Source organism: Streptomyces sp. CB00455, assembly GCF_001905445.1.
GTDB lineage: Bacteria > Actinomycetota > Actinomycetes > Streptomycetales > Streptomycetaceae > Streptomyces.
Window position 1 is genome coordinate 1 of sequence record NZ_LIVQ01000004.1, and the last position, 21768, is coordinate 21768.

10 protein-coding genes and 3 rRNA genes are annotated in these 21768 nt (G+C 69.6%); 6 read left to right on the plus strand and 7 right to left on the minus strand.

Features of this window, described 5'->3' with window-relative positions:
- The 4 genes from rrf to AMK16_RS17340 all read right to left on the minus strand — a co-directional run.
- Positions 1-83: ribosomal RNA gene (gene rrf, locus AMK16_RS17320) — 5S ribosomal RNA — on the minus strand; the annotation flags it as partial.
- 77 nt (positions 84-160) lie between these two features.
- Positions 161-3283: ribosomal RNA gene (locus AMK16_RS17325) — 23S ribosomal RNA — on the minus strand.
- Between the two features lie 283 nt (positions 3284-3566).
- Positions 3567-5091: ribosomal RNA gene (locus AMK16_RS17330) — 16S ribosomal RNA — on the minus strand.
- A 1105-nt stretch (positions 5092-6196) separates the two neighbouring features.
- Positions 6197-6733 (minus strand): MarR family winged helix-turn-helix transcriptional regulator, encoded by a 537-nt coding sequence (locus AMK16_RS17340; protein WP_073916320.1) that lies wholly within the window; start codon positions 6731-6733, stop codon positions 6197-6199.
- 114 nt (positions 6734-6847) lie between these two features.
- Here AMK16_RS17340 and AMK16_RS17345 point away from each other — a divergent pair, with 114 nt between their 5' ends.
- The gene (locus tag AMK16_RS17345; protein ID WP_073916325.1) at positions 6848-8164 is read left to right on the plus strand and encodes an MFS transporter; all 1317 of its coding nucleotides are present in this window, start codon (positions 6848-6850) and stop codon (positions 8162-8164) included.
- A gap of 63 nt (positions 8165-8227) precedes the next feature.
- Here the strand turns inward: AMK16_RS17345 and AMK16_RS17350 are convergent, their stop codons facing one another.
- Positions 8228-10015 carry an ATP-binding SpoIIE family protein phosphatase gene (locus AMK16_RS17350; RefSeq protein ID WP_073916329.1) on the minus strand — a complete coding sequence of 596 codons (1788 nt, stop codon included), beginning with the start codon at positions 10013-10015 and terminating at the stop codon, positions 8228-8230.
- A 163-nt stretch (positions 10016-10178) separates the two neighbouring features.
- Entirely contained in the window at positions 10179-11609 is a 1431-nt protein-coding gene (locus tag AMK16_RS17355) for an NAD(P)/FAD-dependent oxidoreductase (RefSeq protein WP_073916333.1), read from the minus strand.
- A 328-nt stretch (positions 11610-11937) separates the two neighbouring features.
- Here AMK16_RS17355 and AMK16_RS17360 point away from each other — a divergent pair, with 328 nt between their 5' ends.
- The 3 genes from AMK16_RS17360 to AMK16_RS35805 all read left to right on the plus strand — a co-directional run bounded on the left by AMK16_RS17360 (position 11938) and on the right by AMK16_RS35805 (position 15360).
- Positions 11938-12711, plus strand: a complete 774-nt coding sequence (locus tag AMK16_RS17360) for a TetR/AcrR family transcriptional regulator (RefSeq protein ID WP_073916337.1) — start codon at positions 11938-11940, stop codon at positions 12709-12711.
- A 186-nt stretch (positions 12712-12897) separates the two neighbouring features.
- Positions 12898-14934 (plus strand): sigma-70 family RNA polymerase sigma factor, encoded by a 2037-nt coding sequence (locus AMK16_RS17365; protein WP_073916341.1) that lies wholly within the window; start codon positions 12898-12900, stop codon positions 14932-14934.
- Between the two features lie 240 nt (positions 14935-15174).
- Entirely contained in the window at positions 15175-15360 is a 186-nt protein-coding gene (locus AMK16_RS35805) for a hypothetical protein (RefSeq protein ID WP_143196827.1), read from the plus strand.
- Between the two features lie 201 nt (positions 15361-15561).
- Here AMK16_RS35805 and AMK16_RS17370 read toward each other — a convergent pair whose 3' ends face one another.
- Entirely contained in the window at positions 15562-17826 is a 2265-nt protein-coding gene (locus tag AMK16_RS17370; protein ID WP_443333575.1) for an asparagine synthase-related protein, read from the minus strand.
- Between the two features lie 629 nt (positions 17827-18455).
- Between AMK16_RS17370 and AMK16_RS37260 the strand changes: the two genes are divergently transcribed.
- Both AMK16_RS37260 and lhgO read left to right on the plus strand, forming a co-directional pair.
- The gene (locus AMK16_RS37260; protein WP_242438778.1) at positions 18456-20255 is read left to right on the plus strand and encodes a sporulation protein; all 1800 of its coding nucleotides are present in this window, start codon (positions 18456-18458) and stop codon (positions 20253-20255) included.
- A 232-nt stretch (positions 20256-20487) separates the two neighbouring features.
- Complete coding sequence (gene lhgO / locus AMK16_RS17385; RefSeq protein WP_073916344.1) at positions 20488-21723, plus strand: L-2-hydroxyglutarate oxidase; 1236 nt, start codon at positions 20488-20490, stop codon at positions 21721-21723.
- The last annotated feature ends 45 nt before the right edge of the window (positions 21724-21768 follow it).

Sequence of the window (21768 nt, forward strand, 5' to 3'; positions counted from 1 at the left end):
CCTGCAGTACCATCGGCGCTGAAAGGCTTAGCTTCCGGGTTCGGAATGTAACCGGGCGTTTCCCTAACGCTATGACCACCGAAACACTATGAAATTTGAACGCTGGATGAAAACACAGCTGTTCGTTATTTCAGAACTAACACAGTGGACGCGAGCAACTGAGGACAAGCCCTCGGCCTATTAGTACCAGTCAGCTTCACCCGTTACCGGGCTTCCACATCTGGCCTATCAACCCAGTCGTCTACTGGGAGCCTTACCCTCTCAAGGAGGTGGGAATACTCATCTCGAAGCAGGCTTCCCGCTTAGATGCTTTCAGCGGTTATCCCTCCCGAACGTAGCCAACCAGCCATGCCCTTGGCAGGACAACTGGCACACCAGAGGTTCGTCCGTCCCGGTCCTCTCGTACTAGGGACAGCCCTTCTCAATATTCCTACGCGCACAGCGGATAGGGACCGAACTGTCTCACGACGTTCTAAACCCAGCTCGCGTACCGCTTTAATGGGCGAACAGCCCAACCCTTGGGACCGACTCCAGCCCCAGGATGCGACGAGCCGACATCGAGGTGCCAAACCATCCCGTCGATATGGACTCTTGGGGAAGATCAGCCTGTTATCCCCGGGGTACCTTTTATCCGTTGAGCGACGGCGCTTCCACAAGCCACCGCCGGATCACTAGTCCCGACTTTCGTCCCTGCTCGACCCGTCGGTCTCACAGTCAAGCTCCCTTGTGCACTTACACTCAACACCTGATTGCCAACCAGGCTGAGGGAACCTTTGGGCGCCTCCGTTACTCTTTAGGAGGCAACCGCCCCAGTTAAACTACCCATCAGACACTGTCCCTGATCCGGATCACGGACCGAGGTTAGACATCCAGCACGACCAGAGTGGTATTTCAACGGCGACTCCACAACCACTGGCGTGGCCGCTTCAAAGTCTCCCACCTATCCTACACAAGCCGAACCGAACACCAATATCAAACTATAGTAAAGGTCCCGGGGTCTTTCCGTCCTGCTGCGCGAAACGAGCATCTTTACTCGTAGTGCAATTTCACCGGGCCTATGGTTGAGACAGTCGAGAAGTCGTTACGCCATTCGTGCAGGTCGGAACTTACCCGACAAGGAATTTCGCTACCTTAGGATGGTTATAGTTACCACCGCCGTTTACTGGCGCTTAAGTTCTCAGCTTCGCACGCCCGAAAGCGCACTAACCGGTCCCCTTAACGTTCCAGCACCGGGCAGGCGTCAGTCCGTATACATCGCCTTACGGCTTCGCACGGACCTGTGTTTTTAGTAAACAGTCGCTTCTCGCTGGTCTCTGCGGCCACCCCCAGCTCACGGAGTAAATCCGATCACCAGTGATGGCCCCCCTTCTCCCGAAGTTACGGGGGCATTTTGCCGAGTTCCTTAACCATAGTTCACCCGAACGCCTCGGTATTCTCTACCTGACCACCTGAGTCGGTTTAGGGTACGGGCCGCCATGAAACTCGCTAGAGGCTTTTCTCGACAGCATAGGATCATCCACTTCACCACAATCGGCTCGGCATCAGGTCTCAGCCTTAATGAGGGACGGATTTGCCTACCCCTCGGCCTACACCCTTACCCCGGGACAACCACCGCCCGGGCTGGACTACCTTCCTGCGTCACCCCATCGCTTACCTACTACCACCTTGGATCGGCGGCTCCACCACTTTCCCTTGCCCGAAGGCTCCGGAACGGCTTCACGGCCTTAGCATTAATGGATTCGATATTGGGCGTTTCAAAGCGGGTACCGGAATATCAACCGGTTGTCCATCGACTACGCCTGTCGGCCTCGCCTTAGGTCCCGACTTACCCTGGGCAGATCAGCTTGACCCAGGAACCCTTAGTCAATCGGCGCACACGTTTCTCACGTGTGTATCGCTACTCATGCCTGCATTCTCACTCGTGAACCGTCCACAACTAGCTTCCGCTGCTGCTTCACCCGGCACACGACGCTCCCCTACCCATCACAGCGGGCGTTGGCCCTATTGCTGCAATGACACGACTTCGGCGGTACGCTTGAGCCCCGCTACATTGTCGGCGCGGAATCACTTGACCAGTGAGCTATTACGCACTCTTTCAAGGGTGGCTGCTTCTAAGCCAACCTCCTGGTTGTCTCTGCGACTCCACATCCTTTCCCACTTAGCGTACGCTTGGGGGCCTTAGTCGATGCTCTGGGCTGTTTCCCTCTCGACCATGGAGCTTATCCCCCACAGTCTCACTGCCGTGCTCTCACTTACCGGCATTCGGAGTTTGGCTAAGGTCAGTAACCCGGTAGGGCCCATCGCCTATCCAGTGCTCTACCTCCGGCAAGAAACACACGACGCTGCACCTAAATGCATTTCGGGGAGAACCAGCTATCACGGAGTTTGATTGGCCTTTCACCCCTAACCACAGGTCATCCCCCAGGTTTTCAACCCTGGTGGGTTCGGTCCTCCACGAAGTCTTACCTCCGCTTCAACCTGCCCATGGCTAGATCACTCCGCTTCGGGTCTAGAGCGTGCAACTCAAACGCCCTATTCGGACTCGCTTTCGCTACGGCTTCCCCACACGGGTTAACCTCGCTACACACCGCTAACTCGCAGGCTCATTCTTCAAAAGGCACGCAGTCACGACCCATTGGGTAAACCCAATGAGCGACGCTCCCACGGCTTGTAGGCACACGGTTTCAGGTACTATTTCACTCCGCTCCCGCGGTACTTTTCACCATTCCCTCACGGTACTATCCGCTATCGGTCACCAGGGAATATTTAGGCTTAGCGGGTGGTCCCGCCAGATTCACACGGGATTTCTCGGGCCCCGTGCTACTTGGGAGATTCTTAAGCAAGCCGCTGATGTTTCGTCTACGGGGGTCTTACCCTCTACGCCGGACCTTTCGCATGTCCTTCGACTACATCAACGGTTTCTGACTCGCCGACCGGCCGGCAGACCGGTCAAAAGAATTCCCACAACCCCGTATACGCAACCCCTGCCGGGTATCACACGCATACGGTTTGGCCTCATCCGGTTTCGCTCGCCACTACTCCCGGAATCACGGTTGTTTTCTCTTCCTGCGGGTACTGAGATGTTTCACTTCCCCGCGTTCCCTCCACACTGCCTATGTGTTCAGCAGTGGGTGACAGCCCATGACGACTGCCGGGTTTCCCCATTCGGACACCCCCGGATCAAAGCTCAGTTGGCAGCTCCCCGGGGCCTATCGCGGCCTCTCACGTCCTTCATCGGTTCCTGGTGCCAAGGCATCCACCGTGCGCCCTTAAAAACTTGGCCACAGATGCTCGCGTCCACTGTGTAGTTCTCAAACAACGACCAGCCACCCATCACCCTGCTCCATACGGAACAAGTTCACTGGGGCCGGCGTGAAGACACAACCTTTACGGCCGTACCCTCAGACACCCAACAACGTGCCAGGCACGATCCCCCATCAGTGAGTCACTTTCCACGCCGAAGCAGTACTCGTGATCCATCCAGGAAACCGTGCCAAATAATCAACGTTCCACCCATGAGCTGACCGTGCAGAACATTTGTCTGCAATCGGTACTGTGCTCCTTAGAAAGGAGGTGATCCAGCCGCACCTTCCGGTACGGCTACCTTGTTACGACTTCGTCCCAATCGCCAGTCCCACCTTCGACAGCTCCCTCCCTTACGGGTTGGGCCACCGGCTTCGGGTGTTACCGACTTTCGTGACGTGACGGGCGGTGTGTACAAGGCCCGGGAACGTATTCACCGCAGCAATGCTGATCTGCGATTACTAGCAACTCCGACTTCATGGGGTCGAGTTGCAGACCCCAATCCGAACTGAGACCGGCTTTTTGAGATTCGCTCCACCTCACGGTATCGCAGCTCATTGTACCGGCCATTGTAGCACGTGTGCAGCCCAAGACATAAGGGGCATGATGACTTGACGTCGTCCCCACCTTCCTCCGAGTTGACCCCGGCGGTCTCCTGTGAGTCCCCATCACCCCGAAGGGCATGCTGGCAACACAGGACAAGGGTTGCGCTCGTTGCGGGACTTAACCCAACATCTCACGACACGAGCTGACGACAGCCATGCACCACCTGTATACCGACCACAAGGGGGGCACTATCTCTAATGCTTTCCGGTATATGTCAAGCCTTGGTAAGGTTCTTCGCGTTGCGTCGAATTAAGCCACATGCTCCGCTGCTTGTGCGGGCCCCCGTCAATTCCTTTGAGTTTTAGCCTTGCGGCCGTACTCCCCAGGCGGGGAACTTAATGCGTTAGCTGCGGCACCGACGACGTGGAATGTCGCCAACACCTAGTTCCCAACGTTTACGGCGTGGACTACCAGGGTATCTAATCCTGTTCGCTCCCCACGCTTTCGCTCCTCAGCGTCAGTAATGGCCCAGAGATCCGCCTTCGCCACCGGTGTTCCTCCTGATATCTGCGCATTTCACCGCTACACCAGGAATTCCGATCTCCCCTACCACACTCTAGCTAGCCCGTATCGAATGCAGACCCGAGGTTAAGCCTCGGGCTTTCACATCCGACGTGACAAGCCGCCTACGAGCTCTTTACGCCCAATAATTCCGGACAACGCTTGCGCCCTACGTATTACCGCGGCTGCTGGCACGTAGTTAGCCGGCGCTTCTTCTGCAGGTACCGTCACTTTCGCTTCTTCCCTGCTGAAAGAGGTTTACAACCCGAAGGCCGTCATCCCTCACGCGGCGTCGCTGCATCAGGCTTTCGCCCATTGTGCAATATTCCCCACTGCTGCCTCCCGTAGGAGTCTGGGCCGTGTCTCAGTCCCAGTGTGGCCGGTCGCCCTCTCAGGCCGGCTACCCGTCGTCGCCTTGGTGGGCCATTACCCCACCAACAAGCTGATAGGCCGCGGGCTCATCCTTCACCGCCGGAGCTTTCAACCCCCACCCATGCAGGCAGGAGTATTATCCGGTATTAGACCCCGTTTCCAGGGCTTGTCCCAGAGTGAAGGGCAGATTGCCCACGTGTTACTCACCCGTTCGCCACTAATCCACCCCGAAGGGCTTCATCGTTCGACTTGCATGTGTTAAGCACGCCGCCAGCGTTCGTCCTGAGCCAGGATCAAACTCTCCATGAATGTTTACCCGTAATCGGGTGCACACATCACTTAGAGCGGGCACATCAGGTCGGAATAAGACCGACGCGCCACAACGTCCTCGCTGTGTAATCGCCTGCAAGCACCCCGAAACCGGAGCCCTACAGGTCTTTTTCAAAGGAACCTCATCCACCGAAATGGACGGGGTATCAACTTTTGGCGTTGATTTTTGGCACGCTGTTGAGTTCTCAAGGAACGGACGCTTCCTTTGTACTCACCGCAGTATCACTACTGAGGCTTTCCTCCGGGCTTCGTTCTGTTCTGCTGTCTTGCGTTTCCGACTCTATCAGACTCTTTCGTGTCCGATTCCCGGTCGAAGCGGGTTTCGCTTTCCAGTTCTTCGCTTTCGCGNGACCCCGTTTCCAGAGCTTGTCCCAGAGTGAAGGGCAGATTGCCCACGTGTTACTCACCCGTTCGCCACTAATCCACCCCGAAGGGCTTCATCGTTCGACTTGCATGTGTTAAGCACGCCGCCAGCGTTCGTCCTGAGCCAGGATCAAACTCTCCATGAATGTTTACCCGTAATCGGGTGCACACATCACTTAGAGCGGGCACATCAGGTCGGAATAAGACCGACGCGCCACAACGTCCTCGCTGTGTAATCGCCTGCAAGCACCCCGAAACCGGAGCCCCACAGGTCTTTTTCAAAGGAACCTCATCCACCGAAATGGACGGGGTATCAACTTTTGGCGTTGATTTTTGGCACGCTGTTGAGTTCTCAAGGAACGGACGCTTCCTTTGTACTCACCGCAGTATCACTACTGGGGCTTTCCTCCGGGCTTCGTTCTGTTCTGCTGTCTTGCGTTTCCGACTCTATCAGACTCTTTCGGGCCTGACCCCCAGTCAGCGGGGTTTGCCTTCCGGGCTGTTGGGCCCTTCCGACTCCTGAACTCTAGCTGATTTCCGCAGCGACCGATAATCGGCCTTCGGAAATGAATTCGGGCACGCCGAATTCGTTCCCGGTGGGAGATCGTGCTGAGTTGGTTGCCGCAACGAGGCGGCGGGATGCGTCGTCGTCAGAACCTTCCGGCTCTGGGACAACTCGAAGAACCTTACGGATCCGTGGCCACGGTGTCAAACCCGCGGGTCAGCTGGGTGACTGGAGGTCTTCCACCCGGTCCAGCAGCCGGGTGAGCATGTCGCCCAGGAGCCCGCGCTCCCCGGTCGAGAGGTCCTGTAGGAGGTCCTCCTCGAAGACCGTGGCCGCGCGCATCGCGTCCAGCCACTTGCTGCGGCCCTCGTCCGTGAGCTCCACGATCACGCGGACCCGGTTGGACTCGTCCCGCTCGCGCGTCACCAGCCCCTCCGCCGTCATGCGGTCGATCCGGTGGGTCATCGCCGCCGGCGTGAGGCCCAGCTGCTTCGCCAGCTCGCTCGGGCCCATCCGGTACGGGGATCCGGAGATGACGAGGGCCTTGAGGACCTCCCACTCGGCGTTGCTGATGCCGAGGGCCGCGGTCTGGCGCCCGTACGCGACGTTCATGCGGCGGTTCAGACGGCTCAGTGCCGACACGACCTTCTCGACCTGGGGGTCGAGGTCCTGGAACTCGCGCTGGTAGACGGCGATCTGCTCATCGAGGCTCGGCTCGTGGACGGGCGTAGTGCCGTCGGGGGTGTCACCCATGGGTCGAAGTATCGCATGAGGCCCGTTGGCGTCTAACTCCTTCGGTGTGTAGAGTTAAGGATCGAAGTTTAGGTATGAAGTCTTCAGTCTTCAGCTCTCAAGGACGGGTGAGAAGTGACCAAGGTGATGGGCGCTGCGATGCGGCGGATCCAGGCCGGCAACGCGCTGACCGCGTTCGGCATCGGTTTCACGGTTCCGTTCCTCTACATCTATGTGGCGCAGGTGCGAGGTCTCGGTTCCATGGCCGCCACGAGCGCGTTCGTGGCCTTCGCCCTCGGCGCTCTCGTCGCGCTGCCCCTCACCGGCCGGGTCATCGACCGTCGTGGTCCCGTGCCGGTCGTCATCGGGGCGGCCGTCGCGGCCTCCGTCGGCGCGCTCTCCCTCGGGCTGTCCACCGGGATCGTGCCCATCCTGCTGTCGGCCCTGACGCTCGGCGCGGGGCAGGCCGTGATGCAGCCGGCGCTCGCCACGATGATCGTCTGGTGCTCCACGCCGTCCACCCGGACCCGGGCCTTCGCGCTCCAGTTCTTCATGCAGAACCTGGGCCTGGGCATCGGCGGCCTCATCGGCGGCCAGATCGTCGACGAGAGCCGGCCCGCGAGCTTCACGCTGCTGTTCGGCATCGAGGCCGTGATGTTCCTGGTGCTGGCGGGGGTCGTCCTGACCGTGAGGCTGCCGCACGCGCCGGTCATCAAGGACGCCGTGCCGCGGGATTCCGCCGGGGCCGGCGGCGGCTGGAAGGGACTGCTGGGGCACCGGGCCATGGTCAAGCTGCTGGTGCTGGGCTTCGTTATCTTCTTCGCCTGCTACGGACAGTTCGAGTCGGGTCTGGCCGCTTTCGGCACCGAGGCCGCGGGGATCTCCCCCTCCACGCTCGGTTTCGCGCTGGCCGCCAACACCGGTGCCATCGTGCTCGCGCAGTTCGTCGTGCTGCGGCTGGTCGAGAAGCGGCGCCGGTCCCGCGTGATCGCCGCAGTCGGGCTCATCTGGACCGTGGCGTGGGTCATCGCCGGGTTCTCCGGGCTGGGGCACGGCAGCGCCGTGATGGCCGCCGCCGCCTTCGTCACCACCTACGGGCTCTTCGGCATCGGCGAGGCCATGCTCTCACCGACGCTGGCGCCGCTGGTGGCCGATCTGGCTCCTGAGGGTTCCGTTGGCCAGTACAACTCGGCCTTCGCGCTGGTCAAGCAGATGGCGCTGGCGCTGGGGCCCCTCGGGGTGCCGCTCGGGGCGGGCGTTCCGATGCTGTACATCGGGAGCTTCGTGCTGGTGTCGCTCGGGATCTCCTGGCTGGGGCTGCGGCTCGGCCGGCAGCTGAGCCCGGTGCAGGACAACCCCTCGCTGACCAGGGTGGTGGCGCAGGGCGGGCCGTCCGCCGCGGTCAAGGCCGCTCCTGTCACGTCCGTCCCCGCGCAGTCCGTGCACGCGTAAGAGATGTGGTGGTACGAGGGAAGGCCCCGGTCCGTGTGGACCGGGGCCTTCCGTCGTGCCCGGCTACTTGTCCGGCAGGGCGAACTCGCACCAGACGGCCTTGCCGCCGCCCGGGGTGCGGCGCGTGCCCCAGGACGAGGCGATGGTGGCCACGATGGAGATGCCGCGGCCGGTTTCGTCGCCCGGTTCGGCGCGGCGGCGGCGCGGGAGGTGGTCGTCCCCGTCGGTGACCTCGATGATCAGGCGGCGGTCGGTGCGGCGCAGCCGCAGGCGCATGGGCGGCGTGCCGTGTTGCAGGGAATTCGCGACGAGCTCGCTCGCGGCGAGGACGCCCAGGTCGCACAGCTCGACGGGGAAGCGCCAGGAAGCGAGGACGCCCTGCGCGAAGGCGCGGGCGCGCGGGGCCGCTTCGATGCCGCCGAGGAGTTCCAGCGCGGCGTTGTGGAAGAGCTCGGCATCGGAGCCGGTGCGGGCGGGCTGCTGGAGGACCATCACCGCGACGTCGTCGTCGTGGTCGGCATCCACCCCGAGGGCGCGCATCAGCCGGTCGCAGATCACGGCCGGGCTGCCCTGGGCTCCGGAGAGGGCGCGTTCGAGGGCGGCGACTCCTTCGTCGATGTCCTCGCCGCGGCGCTCGACCAGGCCGTCGGTGTAGAGGACGGCGGTGCAGCCGGGGCCGAGCGCGATGGTGCCGGAGGTGTGCAGCCAGCCGCCGGTGCCGAGCGGCGGTCCGGTGGGGTCGGCGGCGCGGCGCACGGTGCCGTCCTCGTCGCGGACCAGGATCGGAAGGTGGCCGGCGGAGGCGTAGGCGAGCAGGCCCTCGCTGGGGTCGTGGACGGCGTAGACGCAGGTGGCGATCTGGCTGGCGTCGATCTCGGCGGCGAGCCCGTCGAGGAGCTGGAGCACCTCGTGCGGGGGCAGGTCGAGGCGGGCGTAGGCGCGGACGGCGGTGCGCAGCTGGCCCATGACGGCGGCGGCGCGGACGCCGCGGCCCATCACGTCGCCAATGACGAGTGCGGTGCGCCCGGCGCCGAGGGTGATGACGTCGTACCAGTCGCCGCCGACGGCCGCCTCGGTGCCGCCGGGCTGGTAGGTGGCGGCGACGCGCAGGTCGTCTGGCTGTTCGAGCTCCTGGGGGAGGAGGGAGCGCTGGAGGGTGACGGCGGCCTCGCGCTGGCGGCGTTCGCTGGCGCGGAGCCTTTCGACGGCTTCGGCGTGGTCGGTGACGTCGGCGAGGTGGATCAGGACGCCGGTGTGGTGCGGGTCGGGGCCGCCCGGGGCGTCGGTCCTGGGGAATTCCACCGGGGTGCAGGCGACCGTGTACGTGCTGGTGCCGCCGGGTGCGGTGCGGTTCTTGGCGGTACGGGGCCGGCCGCTGCGCTGGACCTGGTCGAGGAGCGGGAGCAGGCCGAGCTCGCGCAGTTCGGGCAGGGTCTCGTGGGCGGGCGCGCCGGGGTCGCGGGCGCCGAAGCCGGCCGTGTAGGCGTCGTTGACGTAGGCGACGCGGTGCTCGGGGCCGTGGACGAGGGCGACCAGGGCCGGGAGCCGGCCGAGGACCTCGCGTACGGAGAGCTCGTCGGGGGAGGGCACGGCGGTGAGGGCGCCCGTGCGGCGGGTGGGGGCGACGGCCGGGGTGGCGCCGGAGCCGCTGCCGGTGCCGCGGACCGTGGGGTCGGCCGGATGGCCGTCCACGGCGGGGGTGGACCGCTCGCCTCCGGGGTCGGCGCGGCCGCCGCGGGCCGCCGGGACGGAGCCTTCACCCCGCTTGGCCTGGGCGGCGGCGTGTTCGGTCCGGACGGCGGCGCGGCGCTGCGTTCCGGGGAACCGGGCGCTCCAGCGCGTGAAGTTCACTGCGTTCAAGCCTCGTGGTGTCGCAAGCGGTCGCTGTGTCTCCCCCAGCTGCCGCTGGGAGGTTCCCCCGGATGGTCGGTCGCTGACTGGACTGTTGTCACTCTGTGCAGGTGTGAGCCCACCAATGGTCACACGTCCAGTGTGGCCGAGCGCACTGACAACGTCAGTCCTGACTGTCCTTCGGGGGGTTGGGGGCGGGTTTCGATGGTGGGTCCTTGGGGCCGCCGCCTGCGGCGAGTTCGAATTCTGCCCTGGGGTGTTCGAGTGAGCCTAGGGAGACGATCTCCCGCTTGAAAAGACCTGAGAGGGTCCATTCCGCAAGAACGCGCATCTTGCGGTTGAAGGTGGGGACGCGGCTGAGGTGGTAGGCGCGGTGCATGAACCAGGCGGGGTAGCCCTTGAGCTTGCGGCCGTAGATGTGGGCCACGCCCTGGTGAAGGCCGAGGGAGGCGACGGATCCGGCGTACTTGTGGGCGTACTCGGTGAGGACCTCGTCGCGCAGGGCGGCGATCAGGTTGTCGGCCAGCGCCCTGGCCTGGCGGACGGCGTGCTGGGCGTTGGGGGCGCATTCGCGTCCGGGTTCGGCGGCCGTGATGTCGGGGACGGCCGCGGCGTCGCCGGCGGCCCAGGCGTGCTCCACGCCCTCGACGGTGAGGAAGGCGGTGCACGCCAGGCGGCCGCGCTCGTTCCTCGGCAGGTCCGAGGCGGCCAGGACGGGGTGCGGTTTGACGCCCGCGGTCCAGACGACGGTGCGGGTGGGGAAGCGCGAGCCGTCGCTGAGGACGGCGACGCGGTTCTCGCAGGAGTCGAGGCGGGTTTCCAGGCGGACGTCGATGTTGCGGCGGCGCAGTTCACGGACCGTGTAGACGCCCATTTCGGGGCCGACCTCGGGGAGGATCCGGTTGCTGGCCTCCACCAGGATCCACTTCATGTCCTCGGCCTTGAGGTTGTGGTAGTACCGGGCGGCGTAGCGCGCCATGTCCTGCAGTTCGCCGAGGGCTTCGACGCCCGCGTAGCCGCCGCCGACGAAGACGAAGGTGAGGGCCGCGTCGCGGATGCCGGGGTCGCGGGTGGAGGAGGCGATGTCCATCTGTTCGATGACGTGGTTGCGCAGGCCGATGGCTTCCTCGACGGTCTTGAACCCGATGCCGTAGTCGGCGAGGCCCGGGACGGGGAGCGTGCGGGAGACGGAGCCGGGGGCGAGGACGAGTTCGTCGTACTCGATCTCCACGGGGCCTGCGCCCTCTTCCTCGGTGGCGAGGGTGCTGATCGTCGCCGTGCGCTTGGCGTGGTCGATGCGCTCGGCCTCGCCGATGACGATGCGGCACTTGTCGAGGACGCGGCGCAGCGGGACGACGACGTGGCGCGGGGAGATGGAGCCGGCGGCCGCCTCCGGGAGGAAGGGCTGGTAGGTCATGTAGGGCTCGGGCGTGACCACCGTGACCTCGGCTTCGCCGGTTCTCAGCTTCCGCTGGAGCCGTAGCGCCGTGTACATGCCGACGTAGCCGCCGCCGACGATCAGGATGCGCGTGCGGGGCGGGGTACCGGGGGCCGTGCCCCGGGAGTTAGCAGCCTTCACCACCCCATGACGCATCGTGGCCGGGAGTTTGTCCACAGGCCGAGCAAATTGTGTGACCGGAAGCGGGGCCGGGACGGGGTGGAAGCGGACCTCGCACGGGAGTGGAGAGGTGCAGGTCAGAGCAGGCGGAGGGGGCGATTCCGAGGGCGTCGGACGGAAAAGTGGAGGTGAATGCTCCGATCGGGCGGTGCTCCGTCGGGGGCTCCCTCTTCTGAATTGACTCTGGCTCAACTATGTTCGTAACCCGTCGAGGACCAGGACCGGGCCCACTTGACCGTGGCCCCCTCGACGTGAAGGCGGGGAGCGTCTCCGGGGGGAGACAAATGATTACCGGGGGAAACATATGAACATTTCCGATTTCCATGGTTCTGCGAGCACGCTCTCGGTCGAGAGCAGCGGTCGCGGTCTCGCCGGCGCGACCACGCACGGCGTAGGCCGGTCCACGCCGCTGCGCGTCGACGCCCAGCGCAATCTGGAGCACGTCCTGCGCGCCGCCCGCGAGGTCTTCGGGGAGCTCGGCTACGGAGCTCCCATGGAGGACGTGGCACGGCGCGCGCGGGTCGGTGTCGGCACCGTCTACCGGCGCTTCCCGAGCAAGGACGTCCTCGTACGGCGGATAGCCGAGGAGGAGACCGCCCGGCTGACCGAGCAGGCGCAGACGGCGCTGGGCCAGGAGGAGGAGCCGTGGCAGGCGCTGTCGCGCTTCCTGCGCACCTCGGTGGCCTCGGGCGCCGGCCGGCTGCTGCCGCCGCAGGTGCTCCGGGTGGGCTCGGCCGCCGAGGAGGGCGCCGAGGAGGCCGAGGTGGCGCGGGTCCCGCACCAGCGTCAGGCCGTCGCGACCGGCGGGGCTCCCGATCTGCGCGTCGTGGGCTCGCGACCCGCCGCCGGGGACGAGCCCCTGGACGACGCGGGTGCGGGTGCGCTGCTGGAGGTCGTCGGGCGGATGGTGGACCGCGCCCGGGAGGCCGGTGAGCTGCGGACCGACGTCACCGTGGCCGACGTGCTGCTGGTGATAGCGACGGCGGCGCCCGCGCTGCCCGACCCGGCGCAGCAGGCGGCGGCTTCCACCCGGCTGCTCGACATCCTGCTCGAAGGGCTCCGGTCCCGCACGGTGTAGGGCGCGGGCGGGGTGCGGGGCAGGACGGGCGCGGGAGCGCGTGCTCCCATCCGCGGCCGTGGGCACGGCAGTTCGCCGAAGTGTGCCCGGACGAGTGGATGGAGCGCGGAGCGCCTCGACGCGCGCCCTCCGTGTGACACGCTTGATCGGTGTACCGGTTGAGTGGATCATGCGGGAGCTTCCGCGATGGGCGTTGACGGTCGGGAACCACACCGCGGTGCCGGTGGCGCGGCAGGCGAAGGCGATGCGGCCGGCCTGGCCGCCCGGCAGGTCCCGGCCCAGCGCGAACCGGGCGGGCGCCGAGCGGTGGGGAGCGGCGGTGAGCTGCCGCCCTCCGACGGCGACTTGATCACCCGGATGCGCGGTGGGGACGACGGTGCCTATGAGGAGCTGTTCCGCCGGCACGCCGGCACCGTACGGCGCTACGCGCGGACCTGCTGCCGGGACGGGCACACGGCCGACGACCTGACGGCCGAGGTGTTCGCCCGCACCCTCCAGGCGGTACGGGGCGGGGCCGGGCCGGACCAGTCGGTGCGGGCCTACCTGCTGACCACCGTGCGCAGGGTCGCCGCGGTCTGGGCGAAGACCGCCAGGCGCGAACACCTCGTCGAGGACTTCGCGGTCTTCGCGGAACAGGCGGTCGCCGGCGCGGAGGGCGGCGCCTGCGCCGGGCTGACCCCGTTGGGCGGGTTCGGCGGGCTGTCCGGCGACGACACCCTTGAACTGGGCGCGGACGTGCAGGCGATGCGCGAGGCCGAGCAGGCGCTGGCGATGCGGGCCTTCCGGAGCCTGCCCGAGCGGTGGCAGGCCGTCCTGTGGCACACAGCCGTCGAGGAGGCTTCGCCGAGTGCGATCGCGCCGCTCTTCGGGCTGAGTCCCAACGCGACTGCGGTATTGGCCGGTCGGGCCCGTGAGGGGCTCAGGCAGGCGTACCTGCAGGCCCATGTCAGTTCGGCGCTGAGCGAGGGCGGCGACTGCGCGCGGTACGCGGACCGGCTGGGCGCCTACGCGCGCGGCGGGCTGCGAATGCGGGCGGAGCGGGGCCTGCGCAATCACCTGGAGGAATGCGCGAAGTGCCGGCTGGCCGCCAGGGAACTCAAGGACGTCAACGCGGGCATTCCCGCGCTGCTCCCGGTCGCGGTCATCGGTTGGTTCGCCGCCGGGTACGCGGCCAAGACGGCCGGTGTGGTGGCCGGCGGGGCCGTCGCCGCCGGAGGTGCCGGGGCGGCCGCGGCTGCCGTCGGCGGGTCGGCCCCGGGGGCCGGAGCCGCCGGTGGTGCCGCCGGGGCCGGCGCTGCGGGTGGGGCGGGGGCCGCGGGTGGGGCGGGGGGCGCCGCCGGTGGGGGCGGGTCGGGCGCCGGAGCCGGGGGCGCCGTGGTGTCCGAGGGCCTCGCGATGCCGGCCAAGGCTGCCATCGCGGCCGGGATCGCGGTCGCCGCGGCTGCCGGGGTGGTGTTCGCGCTGGCCGGGGACAACGCCGAGGCGCCGGCGGCCCGGGCGAAGCCCGCTCCCAGCGCGGTGGCTCCGGTGGTCCCGGACGCTCCCGCCCCGGCCGCACCGGAGCCGGGCCCGCCAGGGGCGGAGCCGGCGCGCGCGCAGGGCCCCGTACCGCCGGCGCGGACCACGCCCTCCCCCAAGGCTCCGGCTCCCGCCCCGTCCGCTCCTGCGGCCCCTGCGCCCGCGCCCGCTTCCGCCGCTCCTGCTCCGCCTTCGCCCCGGCCGACCCCGGCCCCGGCCCCATCCCCGTCCCCGTCCAGGTTCGCCCCGCCGCCGCCTGCGCCGGAGCCGCGGGCCTTCCAGCTGGCCCGGCTGACCCACTCGGCCTTCGGGGACCAATGCGGCCCGGAGCTCCAGAGCCGGCGCAGCACCTGGGTCTGGCAGCGCTGGGGCATGGAGGTGGGCGACCGGCGGTTCGGGCAGGGGATCACCGTGAACTCCCGTTCCTCCGTGGAGATCGCCCTCAACCGGCAGTGCACGGCCTTTTCGGCGCGGGCCGGGGTGGACGGCCTGTCGATGTTCACCGACGGCTCGGTGCGGTTCGCCGTGTACGCCGACGGGCAGCGGCTGTGGCGGTCCGCCGCTCTCGGGTACGGGGACCCCCCGGCGGCCGTACAGGTCTCCCTTTCCGGGCACGAGGCAGTGCGGCTCGTGGTGGAGAAGGCCGGTCCGGGCCGCCTGCCCACGCTGGCGAGCTGGGCGGACTCGGTGATCGACTGCCAGTGATCGACTGCCGGTGATCGGCCGCCCGCCTCCGCGAGCCCGGGGTCAGGCTGCGGCGATGGACGGTGGCGATCAGTCGGCGGTGAGTCCTTCCACCAGGGCGGCCGGGGTGCGCGCTGCGCCAGCGGCCTCCTCCCGGGTGGTGGAGCGGGCGCACCCGGGCCCGGCGCGGGCGCACCCGAGGTCGGCGCGGGCGCACGCCGCAGCGGCCTCGCCCGCGGCCGCCGCGGGGACCGTGCACGGATGGCCCGCACGCCAGGCGGTGGCCCCGCGCGAGCCCGTACGGCTTCGGCGGGCCGGGCCGGAGTCGGCCGCCGGCCACGCGACGGTCCCGCCAAGCCCTGCCGGCACGCGCTCGGCGCCGTGGGAGGCGAGGGCGGCGGCGCGGGCCTGTGCGACGAGGAGGCCGTACGACTGCTGGTGACCTAAGGGCCCGGCGCGGTATGGCGGTTGGCGGAGACCGGCGCCGTCTTCGACACCTCCTCGGAGACTCCGTACGCGGTGCGGGCGTCGGCGCACCGGCCGCGCGACGGGACCGTCTTTCCGGCCGCCCCCTTGCGCCGCTCCCCCTCTGTCCCGCGAGCCGGTCCCCCGCCCGCCGACCCGGCCGCCGACCCGCCCTGCGACCCCTCAGGAACCGCTGCGCAGGGAGCGCGGCGGGCCACCGGGGGCGAGCTGGGCCAGGGGGGTCTCGAGCGGAGCGGTGGAGACCGCGCGGCGGCGGGTCGTGGAGGTGCCCGTCCAGCAGGTGCCGCGGCGGGCCAGGAGGCGGCGCAGCCACAGCTCCATCGAGACGAGTTCCGCCAGCCCGTCCAGCGGGACCGGGCGGCCGTCCGCCGCGTCGAGCAGGGCCTGCCGTACGACCCGGGCTTCGATCAGTCCGGCGTCCGCGAGCAGCGGCGAGGCGAAGAGCGAGAGCAGCTCGGTCAGGGCGGCGCGCAGCCCCAGCCGGGTCGCCGTCTCGTTCGGGGTGTGGGCCGTGACGCCCCAGCCCGGCGGGAGTTCCCGTACCCCGGCGGAGGCGAGGACGCTGCGCAGGATCGCGGCCCGGGCCCCGGGCTGGACGCGCAGGGATTCGGGGAGGGCGCGGGCGGCCCGTACGACCTGGTTGTCCAGGAAGGGGGCGTGCAGGCGCTGGCTGCGAACCTCCACGGCCTGTTCGAAGACCCGGTGGTCCGCGGCGTGCCGGGCGAGCAGCGCGCGGGCGCGGGCCTCGCCCGGCCGCAGCGACAGGGGAGGGCGCCCGGCGGCGGCCGTGAGCCGGATCGATACTTCCGCCAGTGCCTCGCCCGTCAACCAGCCCGCGGCCGGGCCGGGCCGGGACCACGTCAGGGCGGCCAGCGAGGCGTCCACCGGGCCGGACACCCATGGTGCGGCGGCCCCCTCGCGCAGCCGGGCGGCGGCGGCCTCCATGCCCGCGCGGTACGGGGTACGGGCCAGGCGCCGGGCCGCGGAGTACACGGTCAGCGGGACCAGCAGCGACTCCCCCGAGGCGGAGGCCGAGCGCGCCAGGGCCGCCACCGGGCGCAGCAGGTGGCGCCGCCGGCGGTCCATCAGGAGGTCGGCCATGCGGGCCGGGTGGGCGTCGAGGACCTGGCGGGCGCCGTGCCCGGTGAAGTGGTCCGCGGAGCCGGCGGCCAGCCGCCGCCGCTCGCGGGCGGCGAAGACCAGCGAGGGTCCCGGTTCGTCTGTCAGCGGGCCGTCGAGTTCGGCGTACGGGAGGGCTTCCTCGGCGGCGGCCACGACGACGTGGTGCAGGCGCGGGTCGGCCGCGATGGCATGGGCCCTCTCCAGTTCGGCCTCGCGGCCCCGGGGGGTCGCCAGATCGTTGAAGGTGACGGCGAGCAGCCGGGCCCCGGCGGGGCTCTGCAGGGCGCCCGGGGCTCCCGGCAGGCCGGCGGCCAGCAGGGCGAGCGTCGCAGAGGCGCTGCCACCGGAGAGGTCGGAGCCGACCCCGGGCGCGGGGGCGCCCCGGGCGGCCCGCCGGTCGGCGGGGCCCATGCCGGGCACCGGCCCGGGATCGTAGGGCGGCAGTGTGCCGGGGGCGTGCCTGGGAGCCGTGAGCCGGGCGCGTACGGCATCCACCAGTGCTACGCGTACGCCCTCCACCGCCCGGTCGGGATCGGACTCGGCCGCGGCCACCGCGAGGGAAGCCACCTGTTCGTAGCCGGTGATCTCGCGGGAGCCCTCGCGCAGGATGAGCGCGTGCCCGGGCGGGATGCGGCGGACCCCGGCGTACGGTGTGCCGTCGCCCAGTGCCTCGGGGCTGTCGGGGCAGGCCAGCAGGGCGGCGAGATGGCCGATGTCGAGCTGCGCCTCGATGAGGTCGGCGAGCGGGAGGGCGGCGGTGGCGTAGGCCGTGCCGCTGGCCCAGGGGGTGTAGAAGACGGGGCGCGCGCCCGCGAGGTCGCCGAGGACGGTGATCCGGCGGCCGGCCTGGACGACGGCGGTGTAGCTGCCGGGCCACTGGGTGAGGTGGCGCAGGGCGCCGCCGCGGGCGGCATAGAGGGCGCGGCGCAGTTCGGCATCGGTCGCGCCGCAGCAGCCGAGGACGGCGAGCCGGGTGAAGGGGTCGGCGGGGTCGGCGGTGAGCGTGCGGATCTCGTCGGGGCGCCAGTCGCCGACGGCCCAGAGGGGGTCGGGGTCACCCCAGAGCAGCTGGGCGCCGACGGGGTGGACGGTGCGCTCGGCGTCCGCCCCGGGGTCGTCGCGGTCGGCGGCGTCCGCGATGCCGCCGCGCAGGGGGGCGCCGCCGCGCGGGTGACCGGCGTAGGTGTCCCCGTACGAGCCCGGGCCGGGGACCTGCCCGGTCGGTTGGCCGGCGGCCTGCCCGAAGACGCGGCCGGCCGTGCCGAAGCTCGCGGCGATACTGCTCCAACCCACCAACCAGCGCACCGCCGCCTCCCCAGCCTGTGGGCACATGACCGGGGCACGGGCAGCACGGTCGGCGCTGAGGGCGCGGCCGGCGGGACCCCGGGTGGCTCGGGTCCATGCTGCCACGGGAGAGGCGTACGGGAGGAGTCAAAGGGGGCGCACATGCAAACGAACACGCCCCCGCCACGCGGTATTTGGCGTTCCGTTCCACCCACCCCACAGGTCGCTTTCGGCCATTCTTCGGCCGTACCACGAGCCTCCGCCGCCCCAGGGCCGGCGGTGCGCGGGCGCGGTCCGGGAGGCGGAATCCGCCCCCCGGACCGTTCCGCCACCCGCGGGGATTGAGGCAGCGGCATCCCCGGCCCGCCCGGTCCGCGCAGTGGGCCGACCCACGCACCGCACATCGAATCGCCGGGTCCGGGGACCGGCCAGAGCGCACGGGCGGGCGCACGGCCACACGGACGGAGCACGCGCTGACACGTGCGCCCCGAGGGCGGACCGGGGCCCGACTGTGCAAACGGACAACAATCCCGCCATACGGAAGTAAGGGCCTTAACGCTTGGGAGGCGGGGAACTACGCTGGGTTTACGAAATGCCGGGCGCCTATGCCCCGGCGGCGTCTGCGTTCCGCGTGTGACGAGGGGTGGCGCATGTCCAGGGAGCTCCGCGAGCCCAATGAGAAGCTCGGCGCCGTCCTCGCCCTCGCGGGCATCAGCAACGCCGGGCTGGCCCGCCGGGTCAACGACCTCGGCGCGCAGCGCGGCCTGACGCTGCGGTACGACAAGACGTCGGTGGCCCGGTGGGTGTCGAAGGGGATGGTGCCGCAGGGCGCCGCGCCCCATCTGATCGCGGCCGCCATCGGCGCGAAGCTGGGACGGCCGGTGCCGCTGCACGAGATCGGACTGGCGGACGCGGATCCCGCGCCGGAGGTCGGTCTGGCCTTCCCGCGCGACGTGGGTGCGGCGGTGCGTTCGGCCACGGACCTCTACCGGCTGGACCTCGCCGGACGGCGCGGCGGTGGCGGGATCTGGCAGTCGCTCGCGGGGTCCTTCTCGGTGGCGGCGTACGCGACGCCCGCCTCGCGGTGGCTGATATCCCCCGCCGACGGTTCGGTGGCGCGCGAGCCATCGGGGCCGGGCTCCTCCGGCAAGACGGCACGGGCGAATCCGGCGGCCGGCACCGCGCCCCACGGCGCCGCGCCTCAGGGCACCTCGGCGCGCGGAGGCGCCCCCGGAGCCGCCCACCAGGGCGAATCCGGTCCCGGGGCCGCCCCGCACGGCGGTCCGGCCGCGGGCACCCCGGCCACGACGACGCCGACCGCTTCGGCTCAGGGCGCACCGGCCCAGGGCGTACCGGCCCAAGGCGCACCGGCCCAGGACCCGCGTCGGCACGGCAGGCCGACAGGGCCCGCGGAAGGACTCGCGACGGGCCCGACGACGGGGCCCGTGACGGGCACGGCGGCAGGGCTGCCGGCTCCGCCGTCCAGCGTTGTGCCCGCCCGGCCCGGCGCCGAAACGCCGCGCGACCACGCTCAGCGCGTGGGCCACAGCGACGTGGCGAAACTGCGCGAGGCCGCCGAGGACGCCCGCCGGTGGGACTCCAAGTACGGCGGCGGGGACTGGCGTTCGTCCATGGTGCCCGACTGCCTGCGGGTGGACGCGGCCCCGCTGCTGCTCGGCGCCTACACCGATGAGGTCGGACGCGCGCTCTTCGGCGCGACCGCCGAGCTGACCCGGCTCGCCGGGTGGATGGCCTTCGACACCGGCCAGCAGGAGGCGGCCCAGCGCTACTACATCCAGGCGCTGCGCCTGGCCCGGGCGGCCGCGGACGTCCCCCTCGGCGGGTACGTCCTGGCGTCGATGTCCCTGCAGGCGACCTACCGCGACTTCCCGGACGAAGGCGTGGACCTCGCCCAGGCGGCCGTCGAACGCAACCGCGGCCTGGCCACCGCCCGCACCATGAGCTTCTTCCGGCTGGTCGAGGCCCGCGCGCACGCGAAGGCGGGAGATTCGGCGGCAGCCGGTGCGGCGCTGCGGGCGGCGGAGGGCTGGCTGGAGCGCGCACGGGACGGCGATCCGGATCCGACCTGGCTCGGTTTCTACTCGTACGACCGTTTCGCGGCGGATGCGGCGGAATGCTACCGGGACCTCAACCTCCCGCGTCAGGTCCGCCGCTTCACCGAGCAGGCCCTGTCCCGGCCCACCGAGGAGTACGTGCGGTCGCACGGGCTGCGGCTGGTGGTGAGCGCCGTCGCCGAGCTGGAGTCGGGCAATCTCGACGCGGCGTGCGCGGCGGGCACCCGGGCGGTGGAGGTGGCGGGCAGGATCTCCTCGGCCCGGACGACCGAGTACGTACGGGACCTGCTGCACCGGCTGGAACCGTACGGGGACGAGCCCCGCGTGGTGGAGCTGCGGGAGCGGGCCCGGCCGCTGCTGGTGGCGCCGGCGTAGGGCCCGTCGAGCGCAACGGACGACCCGGATGGAACCGGCGGCACGGAGCCGGCACGGTCCGTGAGCCGGAGGAAGCCGACCGGGGAACGGCGGCCGGGAAGCCAGCCGGGGAACGGGGCCGGGAAGCGGAGCCGGAGGAAGCCGACCGGAAGCGGGGCCGGGGAGACGGCGGCCGGGAAGCGGGGCCCGGAAGGGCCGGGCGGACCCGCGTGGCCGCGTTGTCGGTGGCGGGGTGCAGTATGCAGGGGTGGGAGGTGTCAGCGTGGTGGGCGGCGGCGTGGACTGCGATGTGCTGGTGATCGGCGGCGGGATCGTCGGCCTGTCGACGGCGTATGCCCTGTCGCGCCTGGCTCCGGGGACCAGGGTGGTCGTCCTGGAGAAGGAGAGCGGCCCGGCCCGGCACCAGACGGGGCGCAACAGCGGCGTGATCCACAGCGGGATCTACTACCGCCCCGGATCCCTGAAGGCGCGCTTCGCGGTGCGCGGCGGCGCCGAGATGGTCAAGTTCTGCGCGGAGCACGGGATCGCCCACGAGGTGACGGGCAAGCTGATCGTCGCCACGGAGCGCGAGGAACTGCCTCGGCTGCACGCCCTGGTCCAGCGCGGCCGGGAGAACGGCATCCCGGTGCGCGAGCTGGGTCCGGCCCAGATCGCGGAGTACGAACCGGAGGTGCGGGGCCTGGCCGCGATCCACGTGGGCAGCACTGGCATCGCGGACTACGGCACGGTGACCGCCCAACTGGCCGACGCCTCGGGAGCGGAGATCGTCTACGGCGGCGCGGTGGACCTGATCTCGCGCCGCGCCTCGGCGGTGGCGGTGCGCACCACCACCGGCCTGGTGGTCAGGGCCCGGGTCCTGGTGAACTGCGCGGGGCTCCAGTGCGACCGGATCGCCCGCCTGGCCGGGGACGACCCGGGGATGCGGATCATCCCCTTCCGCGGCGAGTACTACGACCTGGCCCGTCCTGAACTGGTCCGCGGGCTGGTCTACCCGGTCCCCGATCCGGCCTTCCCCTTCCTCGGGGTGCACCTGACCCGGGGCGTCGGCGGCAGCGTCCACGTCGGCCCCAATGCCGTGCCCGCGCTGGCCCGCGAAGGCTACGGCTGGGCCACCGTGCGCCCCCGCGACCTCGCGGACGAGCTCGCCTGGCCCGGATCCTGGCGGATGGCCGCACGGCACTGGCGCTACGGCGCGGGCGAGATCCACCGCTCCCTGTCGAAGCAGGCGTTCACCCGGGCGGTGCGCCGGCTGCTGCCCGCCGTCACGCCCGCAGACCTGCGCCCCGCCCCGGCCGGGGTGCGCGCGCAGGCGGTGCTGCGCGACGGCACCCTCGTGGACGACTTCCTGATCCGGGAGGCCCCGCGTACGGTCCACGTCCTCAACGCCCCGTCGCCCGCGGCGACCGCCTCGCTCCCGATCGGCCGGGAGATCGCCCGCCGCGCCCTCACGACCCTGCGCTCGGCCTGACCGCGCGCCCGGCCCGGCCCGGGACGCCTCCGGCTCCGCAGGACC